Origin of the sequence: Pigmentiphaga sp. H8 (genome assembly GCF_003854895.1) — a bacterium.
GTDB lineage: Bacteria > Pseudomonadota > Gammaproteobacteria > Burkholderiales > Burkholderiaceae_B > Pigmentiphaga.
In genome coordinates this window covers 171,749-189,397 of the sequence record NZ_CP033966.1, presented here as the reverse complement: position 1 = coordinate 189,397, position 17,649 = coordinate 171,749, and the positions used below count along the sequence as shown (strand labels likewise).

Annotated in this window: 18 protein-coding genes; 9 read left to right on the top strand and 9 right to left on the bottom strand. The window is 68.1% G+C overall.

The genetic code is table 11. From position 1 onward, the window contains the following. Window positions 1–173: 173 nt before the first annotated feature. From EGT29_RS00905 to EGT29_RS00865, 9 genes are all read left to right on the top strand, one after another. Complete coding sequence (locus EGT29_RS00905) at window positions 174–1,340, top strand: ABC transporter substrate-binding protein (protein ID WP_124687261.1); 1,167 nt, start codon at window positions 174–176, stop codon at window positions 1,338–1,340. Window positions 1,341–1,615: 275 nt separating this feature from the next. Then, complete coding sequence (locus tag EGT29_RS00900; protein WP_124687260.1) at window positions 1,616–2,476, top strand: branched-chain amino acid ABC transporter permease; 861 nt, start codon at window positions 1,616–1,618, stop codon at window positions 2,474–2,476. Next, window positions 2,473–3,438 (top strand): branched-chain amino acid ABC transporter permease, encoded by a 966-nt coding sequence (locus EGT29_RS00895; RefSeq protein ID WP_124687259.1) that lies wholly within the window; start codon window positions 2,473–2,475, stop codon window positions 3,436–3,438. The genes EGT29_RS00900 and EGT29_RS00895 overlap by 4 nt, the downstream gene beginning before the upstream one ends. Then, window positions 3,435–4,202, top strand: a complete 768-nt coding sequence (locus EGT29_RS00890) for an ABC transporter ATP-binding protein (protein ID WP_124687258.1) — start codon at window positions 3,435–3,437, stop codon at window positions 4,200–4,202. The genes EGT29_RS00895 and EGT29_RS00890 overlap by 4 nt, the downstream gene beginning before the upstream one ends. Continuing rightward, a complete protein-coding gene (locus tag EGT29_RS00885; RefSeq protein ID WP_124687257.1) occupies window positions 4,195–4,917 on the top strand; it encodes an ABC transporter ATP-binding protein in 723 nt (240 codons plus the stop codon). The genes EGT29_RS00890 and EGT29_RS00885 overlap by 8 nt, the downstream gene beginning before the upstream one ends. Window positions 4,918–5,035: 118 nt before the next feature. Further along, window positions 5,036–6,196, top strand: coding sequence for an ABC transporter substrate-binding protein (locus EGT29_RS00880; protein WP_238160253.1), 1,161 nt, complete (start codon window positions 5,036–5,038; stop codon window positions 6,194–6,196). 11 nt (window positions 6,197–6,207) lie between these two features. Continuing rightward, entirely contained in the window at window positions 6,208–7,623 is a 1,416-nt protein-coding gene (locus tag EGT29_RS00875; protein WP_124687256.1) for an amidase, read from the top strand. Further along, a complete protein-coding gene (locus EGT29_RS00870; protein ID WP_124687255.1) occupies window positions 7,616–8,020 on the top strand; it encodes a RidA family protein in 405 nt (134 codons plus the stop codon). Before EGT29_RS00875 ends, EGT29_RS00870 begins: the two co-directional genes overlap by 8 nt. 9 nt (window positions 8,021–8,029) lie before the next feature. Next, entirely contained in the window at window positions 8,030–8,539 is a 510-nt protein-coding gene (locus EGT29_RS00865) for a cupin domain-containing protein (RefSeq protein WP_124687254.1), read from the top strand. A gap of 31 nt (window positions 8,540–8,570) precedes the next feature. On the opposite strand, the gene EGT29_RS00860 is transcribed toward EGT29_RS00865, so the two are convergent. The 9 genes from EGT29_RS00860 to EGT29_RS00820 all read right to left on the bottom strand — a co-directional run bounded on the left by EGT29_RS00860 (window position 8,571) and on the right by EGT29_RS00820 (window position 17,540). Beyond that, a complete protein-coding gene (locus EGT29_RS00860) occupies window positions 8,571–9,551 on the bottom strand; it encodes a tripartite tricarboxylate transporter substrate binding protein (RefSeq protein WP_124687253.1) in 981 nt (326 codons plus the stop codon). 20 nt (window positions 9,552–9,571) lie between these two features. After that, on the bottom strand, window positions 9,572–11,212 hold the full coding sequence (locus EGT29_RS00855) for an FAD-dependent oxidoreductase (RefSeq protein WP_124687252.1): 1,641 nt from the start codon (window positions 11,210–11,212) through the stop codon (window positions 9,572–9,574). 129 nt (window positions 11,213–11,341) lie between these two features. Next, window positions 11,342–12,070: an SDR family oxidoreductase gene (locus tag EGT29_RS00850; protein WP_124687251.1), complete on the bottom strand. Its 729-nt coding sequence runs from the start codon at window positions 12,068–12,070 to the stop codon at window positions 11,342–11,344. Between the two features lie 35 nt (window positions 12,071–12,105). Further along, window positions 12,106–13,128, bottom strand: a complete 1,023-nt coding sequence (locus EGT29_RS00845; RefSeq protein WP_124687250.1) for a Gfo/Idh/MocA family protein — start codon at window positions 13,126–13,128, stop codon at window positions 12,106–12,108. Between the two features lie 8 nt (window positions 13,129–13,136). Further along, a complete protein-coding gene (locus EGT29_RS00840) occupies window positions 13,137–14,087 on the bottom strand; it encodes a tripartite tricarboxylate transporter substrate binding protein (RefSeq protein WP_124687249.1) in 951 nt (316 codons plus the stop codon). A 110-nt stretch (window positions 14,088–14,197) separates the two neighbouring features. Further along, window positions 14,198–15,172: a LysR substrate-binding domain-containing protein gene (locus EGT29_RS00835; RefSeq protein ID WP_124687248.1), complete on the bottom strand. Its 975-nt coding sequence runs from the start codon at window positions 15,170–15,172 to the stop codon at window positions 14,198–14,200. 69 nt (window positions 15,173–15,241) lie between these two features. After that, window positions 15,242–15,733 (bottom strand): RidA family protein, encoded by a 492-nt coding sequence (locus EGT29_RS00830; protein ID WP_238160252.1) that lies wholly within the window; start codon window positions 15,731–15,733, stop codon window positions 15,242–15,244. An 8-nt stretch (window positions 15,734–15,741) separates the two neighbouring features. Then, window positions 15,742–16,377 carry a nuclear transport factor 2 family protein gene (locus tag EGT29_RS00825; RefSeq protein ID WP_124687247.1) on the bottom strand — a complete coding sequence of 212 codons (636 nt, stop codon included), beginning with the start codon at window positions 16,375–16,377 and terminating at the stop codon, window positions 15,742–15,744. Between the two features lie 59 nt (window positions 16,378–16,436). Continuing rightward, complete coding sequence (locus tag EGT29_RS00820) at window positions 16,437–17,540, bottom strand: amidohydrolase family protein (protein WP_124687246.1); 1,104 nt, start codon at window positions 17,538–17,540, stop codon at window positions 16,437–16,439. Window positions 17,541–17,649 lie beyond the last annotated feature (109 nt).

Genomic DNA, 17,649 nt, shown 5'->3' with positions numbered 1-17,649 from the left:
GGATCGTGGATTTCGGGGCCGGCGCCCCAGGCGCGCTGATGGAAATCGATTATTGGCGCAATTTCGATTTTCGAATATGGTTACGTCGAACGCGGGGCGCTGATATCGTCACAATTGGTATCAGGCGCGGCAGATCGCGCAAGACCTCATTCCTTATCCGGAGGAACACGACAATGAAAATACGTTTGTGGGGTTGTGTACTGGGCATGGCGCTGGGCGGCACGGCCGCGGCGCAGACCCCGTTGAAGATCGGTTTCGTGGGCGAAATGTCGGGCCAGCAGGCCGAGTACGGCCTGCAGATGAGCAACGGCGCCAAGCTCTTCCTGCAGGAACACGGCGACGTGGTGGCCGGCCGCAAGATCCAGCTGATCATCAAGGACGTGGGCGGCGCCAACCCCGAGGTGGCCAAGCGCCTCGCGCAGGAACTGATCACCCGCGACAAGGTGGAGTTCCTGGCCGGCTTCGGCTTCACGCCCAACGCGCTGGCCGTGGCCCCGCTGGCCACCGAGGCCAAGATTCCGATGGTGGTCATGAACGCCGCCACCTCGTCCATCACCGAGCGCTCGCCCTACGTGGTGCGCACCTCGATGACGCTGCCGCAGAACGCCTACGCCATCGCCGACTGGGCGCTGAAGAACAACGTCAAGACGGTGTATTCGCTGTACGCCGACTACGGTCCGGGCCAGGACGCCAACGCCCAGTTCCGCAAGACCTTCACGGGCGGCGGCGGCAAGATCGTGGCCGAAGTGGCGGTACCGCTGAAGAACCCGGAGTTCGGCCCCTACATGCAGCGCATCAAGGATGCCAAGCCGGATGCCGCCTTCCTGTGGTTCCCCTCGGGCGAGCTGTCGGTGCTGATGCTGCGCGCCTACCGCGAGCGCGGCCTGGAGCAGGCCGGCATCAAGGCCCTGGGCACGGGCGACGGCACCGACGACATGTTCCTGGACAGCATGGGCGACGTGGCGCTGGGCCTGACCACCTCGTTCCACTATTCCGCCGCCCACGATTCGGCCAAGAACAAGGCTTTCATCAAGGGCTACGAGTCGCAGTTCGGCACCTCGATCCGCCCCAACTTCATGGCCGTGGGCGGCTATGACGGCATGGCGCTCATCTACGAGACCATCAAGAAGCTGAACGGCAAGATCGACGGCACGAAGGCGGTCGAGGCCATGAAGGGCGCCAAGTGGGAAAGCCCGCGCGGTCCCGTCATGATCGATCCGGAAACGCGCGACATCGTGCAGAACATCTACATCCGCAAGGTCGAACGCCGCGGCAACCACCTGTACAACGTCGAGTTCTCGCATCTCGATGCGGTCAAGGACCCCGGCAAGATCAAGTAAAGCAGCACGCGCCCGGCCCCGCCCGCTTTGCCGCGGGCGGGCCGGCATAAGTTTTTTAGGCCGGTGAAAAAGCATACGTGGCTGGATCGGCCACGGCCGGGCGCGGACAATGGCAACACCGCCCAGAAGGACCCGACATGAAGCCGTCTTGCCGGTCTGCCATGGTCCCTGCGGCGGAGCGATCTGCAGGAGATCATGGACTGTCCTAACCGCACTTCGCGGCCCGCCCTCGTCCGGGCCGCCATATTCCCCCCGCACGTCACCTGGAAGCACACATGGGCATCGTAATCTTCGACGGCCTGGCCTACGGTATGTTGCTGTTCCTGATCGGAGTCGGCTTGTCGATCACCATGGGGTTGATGAATTTCGTCAACCTCGCCCATGGCGCCTTCGCCATGGTGGGCGGCTACGTCGCCGCGCTGGCCATGAGCCGGCTGCAAGTACCGTTCGTCGCCAGCCTGGCACTGGCCTTCATCAGCGCGGCCGTGGTGGGCGCGCTGCTGGAATTCGTCTTCTTCCGCCGGCTGTACCGCGCGCATCCGCTGGACCACGTGCTGCTGTCCATCGGCATCGTGTTCGTATTCGTGGCGGGCGGCACCTACCTGTTCGGTCCGACCATGCAGCCCTTCACCGCGCCCGATTGGCTGCGCGGCCAGATCTCGCTGCTGGGCATGGAGGTGGGCGCCTACCGGCTGTTCCTGATCGTGGTGGGCTTCGCCGTGCTGGCGGCGCTCTTGCTGCTGATCAACAAGACGCGCTACGGCGCCATGGTGCGCGCGGCGGTGGACAACCAGCGCGTGGCGGCGGGCCTGGGCGTGCGGGTCGACCGGCTGTTCTTCCTCACCTTCTCGTTCGGCTGCGGCCTGGCGGGGCTGGGCGGCGCGCTGGGCCTGGGCATGCTGGGCCTGGATCCGTCCTTCCCGCTGAAATACATGATCTATTTCCTGATCGTGGTCTGCGTGGGCGGCGCCGGCACCATCGTCGGCCCCTTCGTCGCGGCGGTGCTGGTGGGCATCGTCGACGTGGGCGGCAAATACTACATGCCTGAACTCGGCGCCTTCCTGATCTACGTGTTCATGGTGGTCGTGCTCCTGGTCCGCCCCCACGGCCTGATCCCCAAGAAGGGGCTCGTATGACTAAACTGAATCTGAATCCGCGCCAGATCGTGGCGCTGGAAGTGGTGTTCTGGCTGGCGCTGGCCTCGACCTACTTCCTCCTGCCCGAGAAGCTGGTCCTGATCACGCAGATCATGATCACGGGCCTGTTCGCGATCGCGCTGGACATCGCCCTGGGCTACGCCGGCATCCTGACGGTGGGCCATGCGGCGTTCTTCGGCATAGGCGCGTACCTGGCGGGCCTGCTGGCCAAGTATGGCTGGGGCGAACCGTTCTCCGGGCTGGTGCTGGCGCTGGTGGTGTGCGCGATGCTGGGCTATCTGCTCAGCTACCTGATCGTGCGCGGCAGCGACCTGACCCGCCTGATGATCACGATAGGCGTATGCGTGCTGTTCTTCGAGCTGGCCAACCGCCTGACTCCCATCACCGGCGGCGCCGACGGCCTGCAGGGCGTGGACATGTGGCCGGTGCTTGGCCAGTTCCGCTTCGACCTCTGGGGCAAGACAGCCTTCATCTACACCTTCTGCATCGTGCTGCTGATGTTCCTGGCGGTGCGCCTGATGCTGAAATCGCCCTTCGGGCTGGTGCTGCGCGGCATCCACGACAACCGGCGGCGCATGCTGGCCATCGGTTCGCCCGTGGACGCGCGCCTGCGCCTGGCCTATTGCTTCTCGGCCGCCATCGCCGGCGTGGCCGGCGCGCTGCTGGCGCAGACCACGCAGTTCGTCGGACTGGAGATGCTCAGCTTCAACCGCTCGGCCGAAATCCTCATCATCCTCATCCTGGGCGGCACCGGGCGCCTGTACGGCGGCCTGATCGGGGCGCTGCTGTACATGACCGTGCACGATTTCTTCTCCGACTTCGATCCCAAGTTCTGGCAGTTCTGGCTCGGCATCTTCCTGATCCTGGTGGTCATGATCGGCCGTGGCGGCGTGCTGGGCGTGCTGTCCCGGGTGTTCAAGGTAGGGGGGCAACGGCCATGACGACCGCGACCATCGCGACGCCCGCGCTGCGCACCCGCAAGCTGACCAAGCGCTTCGGCGGCTTCACCGCCGTCAACGGCGTGACGCTGGACATCGCGCCCGGCTCGCGCCAGGCGCTGATCGGCCCGAACGGCGCCGGCAAGACCACGCTGATCAATCTGTTGACCGGCATCCTGCGCCCGACCGAAGGGCGCATCAGCCTGGATGACGACGACATCACTCACCTGCCGGCGGACAAGCGGGTGCACCGCGGGCTGGTGCGCACCTTCCAGATCAACACGCTGTTCCCGCGCCTGACGCCGCTGCAGGCCGCCTCGCTGGCCATCTCCGAGCGCGAGGCGCTGGGCAGGGTCTGGTGGCGCCCGCTGGGCAGCTGCTCCTGGGTGGCCGACGAAGCCCATGCGCTGCTCAAGCAGTTCAACCTCGCCCAGTACGCCTACGTCGACACCGCCGAACTACCCTACGGCAAGCAGCGCCTGCTCGAAATCGTGCTGGCGCTGGCGGCCAAGCCCAGCATCCTGCTGCTGGACGAACCGGCGGCCGGGGTACCCGAGGACGAAAGCGGCGAGCTGTTCGAGGTGATCGCCGGCCTGCCCCCGGAAATGACGGTGCTCTTCATCGAACACGACATGGACCTGGTGTTCCGCTTCGCCCAGCGCATCTCGGTGCTGGTGGCGGGCGCCGTCCTGGTGGAAGGCACGCCCGCCGAAATCGCCGCCGACCCGCAGGTGCGGGCGGCCTACCTGGGGAATTCGCGTGTCTGATTTCCTGCAAATCGAAAACCTCACGGCCGGCTACAACGACGCGGTCGTGCTGAGCGACCTGTCGGTCACGGTCGAGCGCGGCCAGAGCCTGGCCATCCTGGGGCGCAACGGCGTGGGCAAGACCACGCTGCTCGAGACGCTGATGGGCAACACCACAGTCAAGCGCGGCCGCATCCGCTGGCTGGGCGAGGACATCACCCGCCTGCGCTCGGCCGACCGCGCGCGCCGGGGCATAGGCTGGGTGCCGCAGGAACGCGAGGTGTTCCCGTCGCTGACCGTGCGCGAGAACCTGGAAGTCATCGCGCGCGGCACGCACTGGACGCTCGAGCGCGTGTACGGGCTCTTTCCGCGCCTGCGCGAACGCGCCGGCAACTACGGCGGGCAGCTCTCGGGCGGCGAGCAGCAGATGCTGGCCATCGGCCGCGCGCTGATGACCAACCCGCAGTTGCTGTTGCTGGACGAGCCCATGGAGGGCCTGGCGCCCATCATCGTCGAGGAATTGTCCGAAGCGGTGCGCCGCATGTGCGCCGACGAAGGCCTGACCGCCATCATCGTCGAGCAGCATCCGGTCCTGGCGCTGTCCATGTCGCAGCATGCCATCGTGCTCGAACGCGGGGTGGTGGCCTACGCCGGCGCCAGCGCCGAGCTGGCCGCCGACACGGAACGGCTGGATCAATTACTGGGGGTCGGCAAGAGCCCCCCCCCTACGCGCTAACGCGCGCCCCCCAGGGGGCGATGCGAGTGGACCGGCAAAGCCGGATCCACCGCATCCTGGATCTGCATCGCGAAGTGTCAGAGGCACGTGTTTGAGTTCATGGTCTAGGAGTCTTATCGTGAAAACCAGAAAGACGGGATTGCGCTGCGGGCTGGCCGCGGGCGCGTTGATGGCGGCCGCCTGCGCGCAGGCGCAGGGCGTCGTGAAGGTGGGCTTCATCGGCGAGATGTCGGGTCCGTTCGCGGAATTCGGCAAGCAGATGGAAACGGGCGTGCAGCTCTACCTGAAAGAGCACGGCGACACCGTGGCCGGCAAGAAGATCGTGGTCATCGTCAAGGACGTGGGCGGCCCCAACCCCGAGCTGTCCAAGCGCCACGCGCAGGAACTGGTGGTGCGCGACAAGGTGGACTTCATCGCCGGCTTCGCCTTCTCGCCCAACGCGCTGGCGGTGGCGCCCCTGGCCACCGAGGCCAGGAAACCCATGATCATCATGAACGCCGCCTCGGGCAGCCTGCCGTCCACCTCGCCCTACATCGTGCGCACCTCGTTCTCGCTGCCGGCCATCGTGCCGCCCATCTCGCAATGGATGATCAAGCAGGGGTACAAGACCACGTATTCGATGGTGGCGGACTACTCGCCCGGCCATGAAGTCGAGGCGGCCTTCATGGATTCGTACAAGAAGGCCGGCGGCACGGTGGTGGGTTCGGTGCGCACGCCGCTCAGCACCATGGACTTCTCGGCCTACATGCAGAAGATCAAGGATCTGAAGCCCTCGGCCGTCTTCGCCTTCGTGAACGGGGCCGACGTCGCCCAGTCCTTCATGCGCGAGTACCGCGCCCGCAACCTGGCCGAGGGCGGCACCGCCATGGTGGGCACGGGCGACATCACCGACGAGCCCACCATCGATTCAATGGGCGACACGCCGCTGGGCGTGGTCACCGGCTACCCGTACTCCATGGACCACGATTCGCCGCTGAACAAGAAGTTCGTGCAGGCCTTCAAGGCCGCGCGCGGCCAGCAGGCCCGTCCCAACATCATGGCGGTGGCCGGCTACGACGGCATGGCCCTGATCTACGAGGCGCTGCGCAAGACCCAGGGCAAGACCGACGGCGACGCGCTGATCGCCGCGATGAAGGGCGTGAAGCTGGAAAGCCCGCGCGGCCCGATCGAGATCGACGCCGCCACGCGCGACATCAAGCAGCGCGTCTACATGCGCAAGGTCCAGCGGGTCGACGGCCGGCTGGCCAACGTCGAGTTCGAGACCATCGAGCCCCGCTAGGAGACGCATCCATGTCCGCAGCGGACTCCGCCTGGCTGTCGAAGACGGCGGCCGAACTGCACGAGGCCTACCGCGCCCGCGCGCTGTCGCCGCTCGAGCTGGCCACGGCGCTGATGGACGCGGTGGCCGACGATGCCCGGGACCTGAACGCCTTCTGCGTGCTGGACCGCGACGCCGCCCTTCAAGCCGCCGAGGCTTCGGCCCGGCGCTGGCGCGGCGGCACGCCCATCGGCCCGCTGGACGGCGTGCCCGTGTCGATCAAGGACCTGGTCGACGTGGCCGGCTGGCCCACGCGGCGCGGCTCGGCCATCACGGCCGGCGCGCCGCCCGCCGCCGCGGACGCGCCCAGCGTGGCGCTGCTGCGCCAGGGCGGAGCGGTGCTGTTCGGCAAGACCACCACGACCGAGTTCGGCTGGCTGGCCGATTCCGAATCGCCCTACACCGGCATCACGCGCAACCCGCTGGCACCGGACCGCAGCGCGGGCGGCTCGAGCATGGGCGCGGCGGCGCACGTGGCCAAGGGCTGGGGGCCGCTGGCGCTGGGCAGCGACGCCGGGGGCTCGATCCGCATCCCCGCCTCGTACTGCGGGCTGGTTGGGCTCAAGCCCACTTTCGGCGCCGTTCCATCGGGACCGCGCCTGAGCGCCTTCGCCGAGTACGCGCATCTGGGCCCCATCGCCCGTACCGTGACCGATTGCCGGCTGGCGCTGCAAGTCATGGGCCGGCCCCATCCCCTGGACCCCCATTCGCTGTATGCGCGGGCGCAGGACCTGCCGCCGCGCCGGCCCGCCATCGGCTACCTGACCGACGCCGGTCCCGATACCGGGCTCGATCCCCGGGTCGAGACGGCCATCGAGGAACTGGCCCAGCGGTTGGGCCGCAAGGGGCATTCGGTCGTGCGCCTGCGCATGGACTGGATGTCGCTGGCCGAGAACGCCTGGGCCCTGTGGGAGAACCGCCTGTACGAGTCCTTCGTCGATGCCACGCCCGCCCAGCGCGCCTTGCTCGACCCGCGCCTGCAACAGCTGTGCGAACGCGGCGGTACGCACGGCGCCGAGCGCCTGGCCCGGGCGCGGACCCAGTTGCGCGACGCCACGACCCAGCTCACGCTGGCCTTCGCCGACGTCGACCTGCTGCTGACTCCCGCCAGCCCGGCCGGCGCGCCGCGGGTGGGCGCGCTGTGCGCCGACGGCCATCCCCTGCGCGACCGCATCCGCCAGACCTTCAACTGGCAACTGGCGAACCCCTATACCTTCCCGTTCAACCTGACCCAGCAGCCGGCCCTGTCCATGCCGCTGGCCACCGACGCCGACGGCCTGCCCGTCGGCCTGCAGATCGTCGGCCGCAAGTATCGCGACGACGATGTGCTCGACTTCGCGCAAACGCTGGAGTCCACCCATCTTTTCCAGGAGTCCGAACATGCCTAAGATAATCGTGCAGTCCGCGCAGGCCCCCGTCACCGGGTTCACCGACAAGAGCACGCCCTCGCCGCTGGCCCAGGGCATCCGGGCGGGCGACTTCCTTTACGTATCGGGCCAGGGCCCCCTGGACCCGGTTTCCAAGGAAGTGGTGTCCGACGACATCCGCGAGCAGACGCGGCGCACCTTGCAGAACCTGATGGCGGTGCTGGAGGCGGGCGGCGCCACCGCGGCCAACATCATCAACATGCGGGTGTGCCTGCGCGACGTGGCGGACTTCCCCGCGTTCAACGAGGAATTCCGCGCCTTCATGGGCGGCGAGAAAGTCACCCGCACCTGCATAGGCGGCACGCCGCACCGCCCGGGCGTACGCGTCGAAATCGACTGCGTCGCCTATTTCGGCTGAGGAGGCCCTATGTTCAAGATGCCCATCGTCGACCTGATGAAACAGGGCGACGAGCTGGCCGCCAGCGGCAAGCGGGTGGCCGTGCTCTGGCAGGAACCCGAGTCCCTCGTGTTCCTGGCCCGCGGACGCGAATACCGCAGCGAGTTCCACATCAATCCCAGCGACGAGATGATGTACATGGTCAAGGGCGAGATGAAGCTGCACTACCGCACGCCCGACGGCAAGGAAGAGATCGCCGTGCTGCCGCAGGGGTCGGTCATCTACACGCCGGCGGGCATCCCGCATTCGCCGCGCTTCCCGCCCGACGCCTACCTGCTGGTACAGGAACGCAAGCGCAAGCCGGAGGAGATCGACCGCTTCCAGTGGTTCTGCCCCAGCTGCGATACGCTGCTGCACGAGGAATCCTGCCACGTCGCGGACTACAAGGCCGACCCCGTGTCCAAGGCCTACCAGCGCTTCTTCGACAGCGAGGAATTCCGCACCTGCAAGTCCTGCGGGACGGTGATGCCCCCGCCCTAGCGCCGGGGCAAGGCCCAGCCCGCCTGCATCGTCAATCAGGCTTGACGCCCGCCGTCTTGATGATGTCGCGCCAGCGCGCAGTCTCGGCGGTGATGAAATCGCCGAATGCGGGCCCGGTCAGCGCCTTGCCTTCGCCGCCTATCCCGGCCATGCGCTCCTTGAACTCGGGCATCCGGGTCACCGCCTCCAGTTCGCGTTCGAGCCGGGCCACCGCCTCCGGCGGCGTGCCGGCGCGGGCCAGCACGCCGAACCAGCCGCCGGCGACGAAATCGGGCACGCCGGCCTCGGCCATGGTCGGCACTTCGGGCAGCATGGGCGAGCGCTCGGCGCTGGTCACCGCCAGCGCGCGCAGGGATCCGTCCTTGATCCGCGGCGCGACCGCCGCCACGGCCGAAGGCATCATCTCGATCTGTCCGCCCAGGAGATCGGTCACCGCCGGGCTGCCGCCCTTGTAGGGCACGTGCACGATGTCCAGGCCGAACCGGGCCTTGAACATCTCGCCGATCAGGTGGACGTTGGTGCCCGTGCCCGGCGAACCGAAGTGGTAGCGCCCCGGCTGGGACCTCGCCAGCTTCACGAACTCCATCAGGGTCCTGGCCTGCACCTGGGGGTTGACCACGAACACCGAGGGAATCCGCGTGACCAGCGCGATGGGCGTGAAATCGCGGACGGCGGGCGTGCTTTGGCCCGGCGTCAGGTTCTCGGCGATGCCGAAGGACTCGGCCGTGCCCAGCAGCAGGGTGTAGCCGTCGGGCGCGGCCTGCGCGGCGGCGGCCACGCCTATCGCTCCACCCGCTCCGCCGCGGTTTTCCACCACCACGGTCTGCCCCAATCTCTGCCCGAGATACTGGGCCACCGCCCGCCCCACCTGGTCGCTGGCGCCCCCGGGCGGAAACGGCACGATCAACCGCACGGGGCGATCGGGATAGACGGCCCACGCCTGCGCGCCCGCCAATACCCCGACGGCGGCAAACATCCACGGCGCAAGGCGCCGGATCGGCTTTCCATTCATGAGCATGTCTCCTTCCGCGCTTATCGGGATGCGTCGGCACGCGGGGCGGCACCGCGCACGACATCGATCACGGCATCCGCATCGGCCGGCGCGCTGTCGCCGCGCCAGGCGCAATGGCCATCGGGCCGCACCAGCACCAGCCGGCGCTCGTACAACGCGGCTACCCGGGGCGAGGCGATGTCCACGACCGTGAGCGGCACCCCGCGCCGGCTCGCCGCTTCGACCAGCGGCGCGGCGTCGGGCGGTTCCGCGCCCAGGCGCACCAGCACGAAGCCCCGGCCGAACAGATCGAGCGTGGAACGGCCGTCATCCAGCCAGGCATGGGGCACGCGGTGCCCCGGCCGGGTGGTGGGCGTGTAGTAGCGCGGATGGTCCGGCGGCGCGGACGTGCCGTCCGGCACGCAGATGGGCGAATCCTCGTAGCGGTAGCCCAGGTGGATGCCCAGCGTCTCCCACTCGGTGTGCGTGGCCTGGGCGATGGCGGCGCCGACCTGCGCGCGCTGCGCCTCGCCGCGCGGGGAGTCCTCCATCAGTTCCGAGGCGTCCTCGACCGACTTCAGCGCGAAATAGTTGTGCGCGGACGCATTGACGTTGCGCACGCCCACCGGCTGGCGCTCGACCTCGTAGCTATCCAGCAGGCGCGGACCGCCCCAGCCCCGCAGCATGGCCTCCAGCTTCCAGCCCAGGTCCACGACATCGCCCATGCCGGTGTTCATGCCGAAGCCGCCTGTGGGCGACATGGTGTGCGCGGCATCGCCGGCGATCAGCACCCGGCGGTCGCCGTAGCGCGTCGCGGTCAACTGGCTGCGGCGCCACGGCAGGGCCGAGATCACCTCGAACGGCACGTCGTCGCGGCCGATGCCCCGGCGCACCCAGGCCTCGGCATCGCGGCAGACCTGCTCGACCTGCGCCTCGTTGCTGACCACCGTCATGCGCCACAGCTCGCGGCCGTCCATGGCGCTGATGTTGCCCCAGAAGCCCTCGGCGCCGAAGAACAGATAGCGCTCCGCCTCGCCCTTGTCATGGCTGCGGGTCAGGGCCGGCGAACGGAAGAACAGCGCCGCCGAGTGGTCCAGCGCCCGCGTGCCCGCCATGTCTATGCCCAGCGCGCGCCGGACGTGGCTGCCCGCGCCGTCGCAGGCCACCAGGTAGCGCGCGCGCAGCTTCGTGCGCCGTTCGGTCTTCAGGTCGATCACGTCGGCCCGGACGCCGTCGGCGTCCTGCTCGAAGCCTTCCAGCCGATGCCAGTAGCGCAGGTCCAGCGATGGATATTCGGTCGCGCAGCGGGTCAGCAGCGGGTCGAACCACAGTTGCGGACAGCGCCACTTCTTCTCCGGGCTCTCGTCGGGCGGCGCATCGTCGCGCAGGCTGGGATACTCGTGGCGGGCCAGGAAGTGGCCCGTCATGCTGGTGCAGAACACCATGTCCAGCTGGTAGTCGGGGTTGAACGGCGTCTCGCGCACGCGCTGCGCGATGCCCCAGCGGCGGCAGAATTCCATGGTCCTGACGCTCACGGCGCCCAGCTTGGGCGTACTGATGGAGCCGTCTCGCTGTTCCAGTATCGTGCACGGAATGCCGCGCCAGGATAGCTCCAGCGCCAATCCCAGCCCGACCGGGCCGGCGCCGACGATCAGCACCGGAATGTCGTCCGCCTGTGTCATTTCCAGATGTCCCCTCTATGGTGGTCAGCCGCCTCGTTCCGGAGAATGGAAGAAGCGATATGTGGGGGACTATATGCCTCGGGCCCCGGTCCGCAGCCGGGATTTCTGCCTGATGGAAACGACTTGGCGTCAGAAGACGGCGGTCCCGACGCTTCCTCCACCGCACACGAACAGGTTCTGTCCCGTCACGAATCCGGACTCCGCTGCCAGGAAGAACAACACCGCGTGGGCCACGTCGTCCGGCTTGCCGATCCGGCCGACGGGCAAGCCGGCCAGGACGGCCTCGGTCTGCGGCGCGCCGGGCGGATGGTTGGCACGAAACAACTCGGTCTCGATCGGCCCGGGGCTCACCATGTTGACCGTGATGCCATCCCGGGCCAGCTCCAGGGCCAGGCTGCGCGTCATGCCCAGCAATCCGGCCTTGACCATGCCATAGACCGCGCGGCCGGGCCGCCCCAGCATCATGCGGCTGCCGATGCTGACGATCCGGCCTCCGCCCAGGGCCCGCATGCCGGGCACCAGCGCCTGCATGCACTGCAGCGACGCGCGATCATGTATCTCGAACATGGACCGCGCCCGGTCCAGGTCCAGGTCTTCCAGACGGGGAACGTACGTGAAGCCCGCGTTGTTGACCAGGTTGCGCACGCGGTGCCGGGCGACGATCGTCTCCAGGGCACGCGCCGTCGCGGCCTGGTCGGTCAGGTCGGCGCAATAGGTAATGGCGGGGAGATCCTGGGCGGGCGGTTCCAGGGAAAGATTGATGACCTCGTGCCCGAGCGCGGCCAGGCGCCGCGCGATGGCGCCCCCGATGGCGCCGCTCGCGCCGGTGACGAGACTGACCGTCGATGCTTGATTCATATGCATATCGGCGGCCCCTCGTGCCGCCGCTCCATTCAATCGATAGAACTCACCCGTTGCGGCACCGTGGACCGTCCCGTCCTGGCGGACAGATAGGCCGCATCGATGACGCGCTGGGTCCTTTCCAGGTCTTCCAGCCCCGCGACGGGCGGCGCGCCGGCCTCCACGCGGGACAAGGTCGTACGGACGTAGTCGGCGAAATAGTCCTTGAACCTCCACCCGCCATCGACGTGCCGCGCATCGCCCGACGCGGTATCCAGGAACGCCAGGCGCTCCCCATCCCGCTTCGCGGTGAACGCGCGATGGGCAAGCGCGACATGGAAGTCCATGTAGTCCGCCGCGCGCGCGGGCTGCCGATACGAGGTCTCCAGGGACGCCACCGTGCCGTCCGCCAGCACCAGCGACAGCAAGGCATGATCCTCGACGGCCAGCCGCAATGCCTTGTTCGACAGCGTGGCCTGCACGGACACCACGTCGGCGCCCGTCATCCACGACAGCAGGTCGATGGGGTGATGGCCCAGGTTCATCAGGCATCCACCGCCGGCACGCCCGGGCTCGATCAGCCATGGCGACGAGTCGGCGAAGCGCAGCGGCGAGCCGGCATGGACGGAACATTGCACGTGGAGAAAATCCGGCGATGGCAGCGCCGTCGTCCCCGACAGCGCTCGGGCCAGCGCGCTCAGCCGGTAATGGAACGGAATCGAAACGAACACGCCCGCGCGCCGGGCCGCGCGGCGAATGCCGGCGATGTGGTCGCCGTGCAGGCCCGCGGGTTTCTCGATCGAAAAAGGCATGCCCCGGTCGATCAACCGGCCGGCAATGGCCGGCATGTCCGCATGCACGCCGAAGGCGAACGCGAACCCGGCGTCCGATCGGTTCAGCAGTTCGTCCACGGTGGCGAATACCGGCGCGTCGAACTCCGCCGCGACTTGCCGGGCCAGCGGCGCGGAAGGATCCCAGACTCCCGCTATCCGGATGTCCGCCCCGAGAAAGGCCGGACGGTACAACGGATAGTGCCAGTGGCTGGGGGCGATCAATGCCACGCGATGCGCCGCCATGCCGGGTCCTATTCCGCCTTGATGCCGTGATCGGCAATCAGCTTGCCCATGCGCTGGCGTTCGGTCGCCAGCCAGCGCTCGGAGGCCGCCCGGTCCATGGTTTTCGCATCCAGTCCCAGATCGCGCAGCTTCTGCTGCGCCTGCTTGTCCGACGCGGCGGCCAACACCCGCTGCTCGAGAGTCTTCACCACGGCATCGGGGGTCTTGGACGGCACCATCACGAAGTACGCCCCTTGCATCACGAAGCCCGGCAGCCCCGCTTCGCTCACGGTCGGCACGTCGGGCATGGCGGGAATGCGCTGATCCCCCGAAACGGCCAGCGCCTTCAGCCTGCCGCTCTTGATGAACCCCATCGCACCGGCCACGCCGACGAATGCCGCCGGGACCTGGCCGCCGACGAGATCGTTCATGGCCGGCGCGCCTCCCTTGTAGGGCACATGCGTCATGTCCAGGCCCGCGGCGCCGGCAAAGGCGGCCATCGTCAGGTGTCCCTGCGATCCCAGGCCGCCCGACGCATAGTCCAGCCGCTTGTCCTTGGCATAGGCGATGAAGTCCTTCAGGCTTTTCACCGGCACGGACGTATTCACCACCAGTACCGCCGGCTGGAACGCCACGGCGGCGACCACCTTGAGATCCCGCTCCGCGTCGAACGCCGGATCACGGGGGTAGAGGCGCGGATTGACCGTGACCATCGCGCCATCGGCAAACAACAGGCTGGAACCGTTCACGGCGCCACCGGCGGCCGCCCGGGCGCCTATCATGCCGTTGGCGCCACCGCGGTTGTCGACCACGAACACATCGCCCGACGTCTGCTGCATTTGCGCCGTCACGATGCGGGCAACCAGATCCAGGGGACCCCCGGCGGGAAACGGCACGATGGCCTGGATCGTCGCGGCCGTCGATGAAAACGCGACCAGCGCGGAGGCCGCGAACACGGCGCTCGACAGAATCTTCTTCATGGTGTCTCCAATGGGCGGACCGACTGCGGTCCGATTTGGCTTGAAGATTACTGGCGAGATATCGCGGGGTAAAACGACTTTTCGGCGTTTCAGTTGAGCGGAATGGAAAGTCAAGTTGGGCCGAGCACGTCTTGCCGGATCATCTCCAGCAATTGGTCCCTGAGCGCATGCCGGCCCGTGGCCTGCCTTGCGATGATGCCCAGCGGGGCCTCCAGCATGGAGCAATCGACCGACAACTGGTCCAACAGCCCATGCTCGAGGTCCGGTTTCACGTGCCGGGTCGACGCGAACCAGACGGCGTCGCTCGTCTGTGTGCAGGCCCGGCTCAGCTCGAGATAGATCGTCTCGATGCGTGTCTCGTTCATCTGCAATCCCTGCGACACGAACAAGCGCTGGATCTCGGACCAGGTGACGGTCTCGGGCGGAGGCAGGACCAGCGGATAGGAAACGATGTCCGCGAGCCTCAGGCCGTGGCGTCCGGACAGAGGATGGCCAGGACGGACCACGGCGATGTATCGGTCCAGCAGCAACTGCTCGAAGAAGAGGCCCTGCATGTCGTCCGCGGGCGGCAGCCGGCCGAGCACCGCATCGATGGCATCCTCGCGCAGCAGATTGAGCAGGATCGCCTTCGAGCCGGCCACGACCTCCAGCGTCAAGCCGGGAACCAGCCTGGTCATGCGTTGCAGGACGGACGGCAGCAAGCTCACCGCCGCGACCGGCATGGCGCCGATGCGAAGCGCCGCGCCCGCCGGCGCCAGGCCGCGGGCGGAGGCCGCGCCCCATCTCAGGGCCTCGACCGCGCTTGCCGCATGGCGCGCGAACTTCTCGCCAGCCTCCGTCGGCACCGTGCCCAGCTTGGACCGCTGGAACAGCGTCACGCCCAGTTCCGCCTCCAGTTCGCGCAGTGTCTTGGACGCCGCCGATTCCGTCACGTGCAGCGCGTGCGCCGCATCGCGCAAGCTGTGCGTGCGCATGACCTCGAGCATGCATTCCAGGTGGCGCAGCTTGATCCGCCGCAGGTCCACGGGCAGTCCGCTGCCGGACACCAGCGGATCGGAGGCACGACGGGGGGTCCTGGCACGCATGTCGGGAACGCTCGGAGAAGGCAGGCATCCGATTCTATCGGATGCCTCCTCCCGGCCCGCCCCGGCCGGCTACCTGGGCAGGCAGGGCGAGGCCGGCGAGCACTTGTCGCCCAGCACCGCCACGGCCTGGATCTCGATCTGCATGCCCGGCACGGCCAGGGCCGAGACCGTGATCTGCGCGCTGGCCGGAAAGCGGCGGTCGGGGAACATCTCGCTGCGCACCTTGGCAAAGGTAGCGCCGTTGCGCACGTCGGTCATGTACACCGTCATGGTGACGACGTCCTTCAGACTTCCGCCCGCGCGCTTCAAGGTCTGGTCGATCAGCGCGAACACCGTGCGCGCCTGCGCCTCGAAGTCGCCCTTGATGTCGCGGCCCTGCAGGTCGGTGGTGGCCGTCTCGCCCGCCAGCCAGACGATGCGCCCGCCTTCGGTCACCACCGCAGGCGAGTACGAACGGCCCTGCGTGCGTTCGCCCTGCGGCATGTGGTCGGCCGCCTGCACGGCCCCCCAGGCCAACAGCGACAACGCGCACGCCGCTCCCAGCTTCGATACAGTGTTCATGGACGCGCTCATTGGAAATTGAACAGCTTGTATGACGGATCGTCCTTGCCCAGGCGATCCCCCAACGTGCTGTAGCGGGTCTTCAGCTCGGAGGCGGGGAAGACCTCGATACGCCGGAAATCCGTGACCGACTGGCGGGAGTCGATGGCCCATCGGCCGTTGCGGCGCGACCAGCGATCCAGATAGCGCGAGTGCATCCAGCGCTCCTCGATCCGATCTTTCTCCACGGCCACCACCAGGGTCGCCGTGCCGGTGGTTTCGCTGACCGCCTTGTCACCCCGCACCTCGATCAGCATGTTGGTCATGCGATGGTTGTTGGACAGCATGGGCTTGTGCGCCTCCAGCAGCCAGTCCACGAACGAGGCCCAGGGATCGAAGCGCATCTTGCCGAACTGCACGGTGCCGTTGGCATGGCCCAGCGACAGCAGGATGTCCCGGTCCAGCAGGTCCAGGCCGCGCGGATAGCGGTACAGCACCTCGGAAATGGCCTGCTTGCTCAGCAATTGCTCCAGCGCCTCGGCCTGCGAAGGCGGCGCCGCGGCGCGGGCCGGCGCGCTGCCCATGGCGGCGCCGACCACGGCCGCCAGTCCCGCTCCGGCGGTAAGAAGCTGGCGCCGCAGCGGCGCGTTCGGTGCTTGCTGCATGAGTTTCTCCTGACAGATGGGAAGGGTGTCCCCGGCCCCCGGCCGGGAACGGGTAAGCCTCAGCCGGCGCGCTGGCCGGCCGTCGCCAGGCCGGGCACGATGCGCAGCGCGTTGCCGCGCTCGACGGCCTCGAGCTCGGTCTGGGTGAACATGCCGAGGTCGCGGATCTCCTTGACCGCGCGGCCCGCCGAGCGGTAGGGGAAGTCGCTGCCCATCAGGATCTGCGAGGCCGGCACCAGTTGGCGCAGCGCCGCCATCGCGGGCGGATTCAGGATGGCGGCCGTGTCGTAGTGCAGGCGCCGGAATTCGTCCATGGCGCGGGTCGGCCAGCGCGGCGCGGTGGGCGACCCGGCGAACAGCGCATCGATGCGGCTGGCGAAGCTGGGCAGCGACCCGCCGCCGTGCGACAGGATGAAGCGGATGTCCGGGCAGCGCGACAGCACGCCGTTGATGTAGAGGCTGGCCGCGCAGCGCGTCGTGTCGGTCGGGTACTCCAGCGATACCTTGGTCTCGGGCACCAGGCTGCCGCAGCAGTTGGCGGCCGTGGGGTGGAAATAGACCGTGGCCTTGCGCCGGTTCAGTTCCTCGAACACCGGGAAGAATGCCGGATCGCCGGCCCAGCGATCACCGTAGCTGGTCAGCAGGCCCACGCCGTTGAGCTTGAGCTCGTCCAGCGCGTAGGCGATCTCGCGCAGGCTGCCTTCCACGTCGGGCAGCGGCACGGCCGCGAACATGCCGAACCGGCCGGGATGGTCGGCGATCATCTTCGCGCCGTATTCGTTGCACTCGCGCGCCAGGCGCCGGCCCTGCGCCACGTCGCCGAAGAACACGCCCGGCGTGGAGATCGACACGATGGCCGTGGCCACACCCTGCTTGTCCATGTCGTCCAGCGACTTGCGCGGCGACCACTTGTCGAACATGTCCGTGGGCGCGCCGGGCGACGAATCGACGACGCCTTCTCGCGCGGCCGCCAGGTAGGCCGGCGGAAAGATGTGATGGTGCGTATCGATGCGGTGCGCGGCCGCGCCCTGTGCGCCGGCCCGGCCCGGCAGCGCCAGGCACCCGGCGCACAGCGAGGCGTAGCCCGCCAGTCCCTTCAGCGCGCGCCTGCGGCCCGGTTGCGCGAGCGGCGGCGCGGCGATTGCATTGCGGTCAGACGGCATTGCCCGGATCCTCGTTCAGTCATGGACGGGCGCATCTTATGCCGCGACTTCACGCATGTCGCATTGCAAATAATCATGGATCTATGAGCAAAAACGGGGGCCGCGAAGG

Excerpts from the sequence above, each read along its gene's own strand:
- EGT29_RS00865 (WP_124687254.1), top strand. The coding sequence starts at position 8,030 with ATGTTCAAGATGCCCATCGTCGACCTGATGAAACAGGGCGACGAGCTG.
- EGT29_RS00850 (WP_124687251.1), bottom strand. The coding sequence starts at position 12,070 with ATGAATCAAGCATCGACGGTCAGTCTCGTCACCGGCGCGAGCGGCGCC.
- EGT29_RS00825 (WP_124687247.1), bottom strand. The coding sequence starts at position 16,377 with ATGCAGCAAGCACCGAACGCGCCGCTGCGGCGCCAGCTTCTTACCGCC.
- EGT29_RS00900 (WP_124687260.1), top strand. The coding sequence starts at position 1,616 with ATGGGCATCGTAATCTTCGACGGCCTGGCCTACGGTATGTTGCTGTTC.
- EGT29_RS00835 (WP_124687248.1), bottom strand. The coding sequence starts at position 15,172 with ATGCGTGCCAGGACCCCCCGTCGTGCCTCCGATCCGCTGGTGTCCGGC.
- EGT29_RS00820 (WP_124687246.1), bottom strand. The coding sequence starts at position 17,540 with ATGCCGTCTGACCGCAATGCAATCGCCGCGCCGCCGCTCGCGCAACCG.
- EGT29_RS00860 (WP_124687253.1), bottom strand. The coding sequence starts at position 9,551 with ATGAATGGAAAGCCGATCCGGCGCCTTGCGCCGTGGATGTTTGCCGCC.
- EGT29_RS00890 (WP_124687258.1), top strand. The coding sequence starts at position 3,435 with ATGACGACCGCGACCATCGCGACGCCCGCGCTGCGCACCCGCAAGCTG.
- EGT29_RS00855 (WP_124687252.1), bottom strand. The coding sequence starts at position 11,212 with ATGACACAGGCGGACGACATTCCGGTGCTGATCGTCGGCGCCGGCCCG.
- EGT29_RS00870 (WP_124687255.1), top strand. The coding sequence starts at position 7,616 with ATGCCTAAGATAATCGTGCAGTCCGCGCAGGCCCCCGTCACCGGGTTC.
- EGT29_RS00840 (WP_124687249.1), bottom strand. The coding sequence starts at position 14,087 with ATGAAGAAGATTCTGTCGAGCGCCGTGTTCGCGGCCTCCGCGCTGGTC.
- EGT29_RS00845 (WP_124687250.1), bottom strand. The coding sequence starts at position 13,128 with ATGGCGGCGCATCGCGTGGCATTGATCGCCCCCAGCCACTGGCACTAT.
- EGT29_RS00905 (WP_124687261.1), top strand. The coding sequence starts at position 174 with ATGAAAATACGTTTGTGGGGTTGTGTACTGGGCATGGCGCTGGGCGGC.
- EGT29_RS00830 (WP_238160252.1), bottom strand. The coding sequence starts at position 15,733 with ATGAACACTGTATCGAAGCTGGGAGCGGCGTGCGCGTTGTCGCTGTTG.
- EGT29_RS00875 (WP_124687256.1), top strand. The coding sequence starts at position 6,208 with ATGTCCGCAGCGGACTCCGCCTGGCTGTCGAAGACGGCGGCCGAACTG.
- EGT29_RS00895 (WP_124687259.1), top strand. The coding sequence starts at position 2,473 with ATGACTAAACTGAATCTGAATCCGCGCCAGATCGTGGCGCTGGAAGTG.